The following is a 3757-nucleotide window of genomic DNA, read 5'->3' as shown; positions in this document are numbered from 1 at the left end:
ACCTCAAGGTCATAGCTCATAACGCCAATTTTCGTGGACCCTAGGGCTTGTGTCACGGGGTTGGACCCAGAAAGTTCGCCGCCCATTTCGCCCGCTACTCAGTCAATCCCTTCGTTGCTCCCCAGGGTGTGAACAGTTACGGATGAACAGCCCACGACTTAATGTCAGTGATCGATAGGTGATGTTCAGCTAGCCAGGAACTGATCCAGGGACGCAAGTTATCGTCGATGACTTGCGGCACTTGCGGCGAAAGCGTCATCTGGAAACCGTGATCACGGATTCGCCAATGCATCATCTCGGTGGTGCCGGGGATAACCGCCGAGCGCTGGTCAACTAGATGCCATTGATCCGCGCGGGGCACGGCCGCCCATCCGACGATTGCCGCTGCGCCGTCGGCGAATAAGGAATTGGCCACGATTTGATCGGGCTCCCACCCGTACTGATGGTGCAGGCTACACAATTCCACCGCGCATATTAGCACGCGCGCGCCAGGATCGGCACCAGCGTACGCGGCCGCAACTCGCAGACCATTGAGCGCACCGTGACAGCCCATGAAGCCTACGTGGGTGCGCGATGTCGCGACGGGCAAAGCCAATTCGGAAATTATTTCCAGATCCACACCCGGTGCCGAAAAACCGCTGCACGAGACCGTGACCAGGTGCGTTACCTCGTCACCGCCGATATGTGCGGCTACCAGTGCATTGCGTGCGGCGGCGACGGCCAGTGGTGCAGCGTGCAACTCGTAAGCCGCCATACGTTCGGCGGTAGAAGGGCCCTGCTGGTCGTTTGACGTGTAGAACTCTTGCTCGGCCGGTCGACCATTCGTTGCCGATTCCAGCAATACGCTATGTCGCGTTTGCACCCCCGCCCGGCGGTACAAGGTCTTGAGCAATCGTTTTTGCGCTAGCGTCTGACAGGATAGCTGCGACGCCTGTTCCGCAGCATCCGATTGTTCGATCTGGTATGTAGGAACCGACGTTCCCATTCCGGCAATCAAAAGGCTCATGTCAGGCTCTCTTGCAAATGAACAGGCCCCGACTGGATTCGTCGTACGATGGGACGCGCCAAAGCCGGAATCGCCTGCAACGCTTTCAGCGTCAAGCCGACTGCCGCGGGTTGCCGCAACAATTTCGCTAAAACTCGACAGGTAATCTGGTTGCGTGCCATCTGTCGTCGTTGCGCGGTTTCCCATTGCCGCGCGCCGGCGTCATCCCAGCGCTCGAGAAGTCGTACAACGTAAGGCACGACCGAAATCGCAGAGGCGATCGCCCAACCCATCCCCTCGCCAGTAAACGGCTCGACGTATCCCGCGGCGTCGCCCAGCAGAAAAGTCCTCCCTCCCGCTAGTCGGCTTGTCACACGCGACAATGGGAGTGTCCCACGCCATTTCGATGCCGCATCCAACGACAGTAGGGGCAGCCCGGCATCCCTCAGAATTCGGTTTATGAATTCACCCGGCATGCTTGTGGCTCGCAACGCGGCCGGGTCGACCGCCGCAGCGACATTCAGGTTCTCGTCGGCCGTTCGCACGAGGCCTACGTAGCCACTTCGGCCAATCGCCATGTGAATGGCTCCTCCCTCGTAGGCCTCCTGCTTGTGAAGAACAAGGCCCAATCCAACCCGGGCATCGCGGATGGTGCTGCTCCGAAACATCTGCACATGTCGCAAGCACGCATGCCCAAGACCATCAGCGGCTATTACAATTCGGGCTTTCGTGGCCAGACCTTGCTGCCCATGATGACTCAATGAGACTTGGCGATATGTTAGATCCGACGCGCTAAATGGCTCGACGATAGCCGTCGTTTCTGGCAGAAATGCCACCCCCGCGTCGCTCGCAGACTGCACCAATTGTTCGTCGAATTCCGCACGTCGGATTGCCACTCCTGCGGGAAGATCGAGAACAACGCGTCGCTTATTTGCTTGCACCATAAAGCGGGACACCGGCGCCGCAAATGCAGCCGGCAAGATGTGCGATAGCCCCAGTTGTGGAAGGCTGACCAGGGCCTGGCCATTGAGCGAACCACCACATACTTTGGTGCGAGGGAATGATTGTCGTTCAACCAACAGAGTTGTTGCGCCTCGTCGGGCCAACTCGCGCGCGGCAACCGCACCCGCCGGCCCGGCACCGATCACAATTACGTCCCAAACGACTTCGGTGGCGTCGCCTGCTGACAAGGTGGCGCAACAGCTCATCGCTTACTCCATGCCAATAGCCACCGCTGGGGCCAGTGGTGAGTGATGACGGCACCGTCTAGCCCGCTCCGGGCCGCAAGGGAGCCGATTTCGGCGACTGCGAACGCCGCGGCAACCGATCGTGGCCCGTCGACGTGTACGATTGGCGAGCGCGTCAACAAACGACAACCGACCCAGGCCAACCCGTAACCCAACCAGCTCCTTTGCAAGTCGCTGATCAAGACGGCATGCGATGCCGCCTCGGCCATACGGCCCATTAGGTCGATTGCCTTGTTTTCGCTGAGGTGGTGCAGGAAGAGGGAACAGGTAATTACGTCATAGCCGCGCGGCAACTGTTCCTGCACTGCATCGAGGCGAAAGTACGAAGTCGTATCGACATGAGCAGCCTGGGCACGGCGCTGTGCTTCCGCGACGGCACAGTCATTGATATCGCATCCATCGAGCTGGATGGACAGCCCAGCCCGGACGGCACGGCGCGACAAAGCCACCGCAATGTCGCCACCCCCGCACGCTACATCCAAGACGCGTAATTGCCTTGGCGCGATCGTGCGCGCCAACTCCATGATCTGCGGCCAGAGAATTGACGCACTGCGACTAATCGCATTGATCCGCTCCAACCCGCGCAGTGCCTCAACGTGCAGTGCGCGGTCGAGGCCCGGCTGATCCATCAACTCGGCAGCTACGCAGCGCTCGGAGATCACGGTTAGTCTCCCGTTTGAATCGCAATCCGCAGGTCGCCCCAGATCGTGATTCGATCCGCGACTCCCACAGCTCCGAAGGCCTTGCTATAGGGAATAATTCCGTAGTCGCTCTGCAGAATTGAAAAATTGCAGCGAATGCGCATGCAGCCTTCGATGGGAGTCGCTTCGGCAACTACGCTGAGATTTCGAGTCGCGCCGAGCAGCGTAAACTCCCCGTCCAACTGGTATTGGGGTGGTGCAGTCGGCTGCTGTACTCGGAGCGGCAGGCTAGAGTTCACCTTGAACGTCGCCGTAGGAAACTTTTGAACGTTTAAAACGTGGACGCCCAACATGTTGGCATTTACTTGCTGCTGGGTATCGACGTCAGTCGTTCCTGCAAGCCCAACGTATTGCCGCGCGATGGGTGTATCGGCCTTAAAGGTTGTCATGTCAAACACGAGTTGTCCTGCGTTGCGGGCTGCGCCGAGCTTCAGGAATCCGGACTTAGGGCAACCCTCAACTCCGTGTTCATGGCCCAGCCCGGTCTTGCCAACCAGCATAAATACGCGGCTCGCGCGAAAATCGATTTGTCCGGGCAATAATACAGGCCGACGAGCAACGACTGGTTTATCAGCAGCAAGCGAACGAGTGACGGCGAGGGACGCTAGCGTTGCCATCCACGCCAAAACGAGATACCGCGTCCATGCGAGCATGCCTAAATCCTCCATGCCGAATACGTCGCCTACACCGATTCAAACCGACCAAAGGCGAACGCAAAGCCGCGCGCTTGTCAGTCGGCGCGCAACTCCAGCCAGTGATCGGCGGGTGAAAACCAGCCACTTTTGAGAGGAAGGTTCGTCCTACAGGTTTCCAGCGGTGTTTAG

General features: G+C 58.9%; 4 protein-coding genes. All 4 read right to left on the bottom strand.

Annotation, left to right across the window (positions count from 1 at the left end; genetic code table 11):
- Positions 1 to 136: 136 nt before the first annotated feature.
- The 4 genes from VGG64_24410 to VGG64_24395 are packed head-to-tail and all read right to left on the bottom strand — an operon-like array spanning position 137 to position 3322.
- Complete coding sequence (locus VGG64_24410; protein HEY1602769.1) at positions 137 to 1006, bottom strand: type III polyketide synthase; 870 nt, start codon at positions 1004 to 1006, stop codon at positions 137 to 139.
- Positions 1003 to 2193 carry an FAD-dependent oxidoreductase gene (locus VGG64_24405; protein HEY1602768.1) on the bottom strand — a complete coding sequence of 397 codons (1191 nt, stop codon included), beginning with the start codon at positions 2191 to 2193 and terminating at the stop codon, positions 1003 to 1005. Before VGG64_24405 ends, VGG64_24410 begins: the two co-directional genes overlap by 4 nt.
- Positions 2190 to 2894, bottom strand: a complete 705-nt coding sequence (locus VGG64_24400; protein HEY1602767.1) for a methyltransferase domain-containing protein — start codon at positions 2892 to 2894, stop codon at positions 2190 to 2192. Before VGG64_24400 ends, VGG64_24405 begins: the two co-directional genes overlap by 4 nt.
- Positions 2895 to 2896: 2 nt before the next feature.
- Complete coding sequence (locus VGG64_24395; protein HEY1602766.1) at positions 2897 to 3322, bottom strand: YceI family protein; 426 nt, start codon at positions 3320 to 3322, stop codon at positions 2897 to 2899.
- Positions 3323 to 3757 lie beyond the last annotated feature (435 nt).

This window comes from Pirellulales bacterium (genome assembly GCA_036490175.1).
Lineage (GTDB): Bacteria > Planctomycetota > Planctomycetia > Pirellulales > JACPPG01 > JACPPG01.
This window is presented reverse-complemented; position numbering and strand designations above follow the sequence as displayed.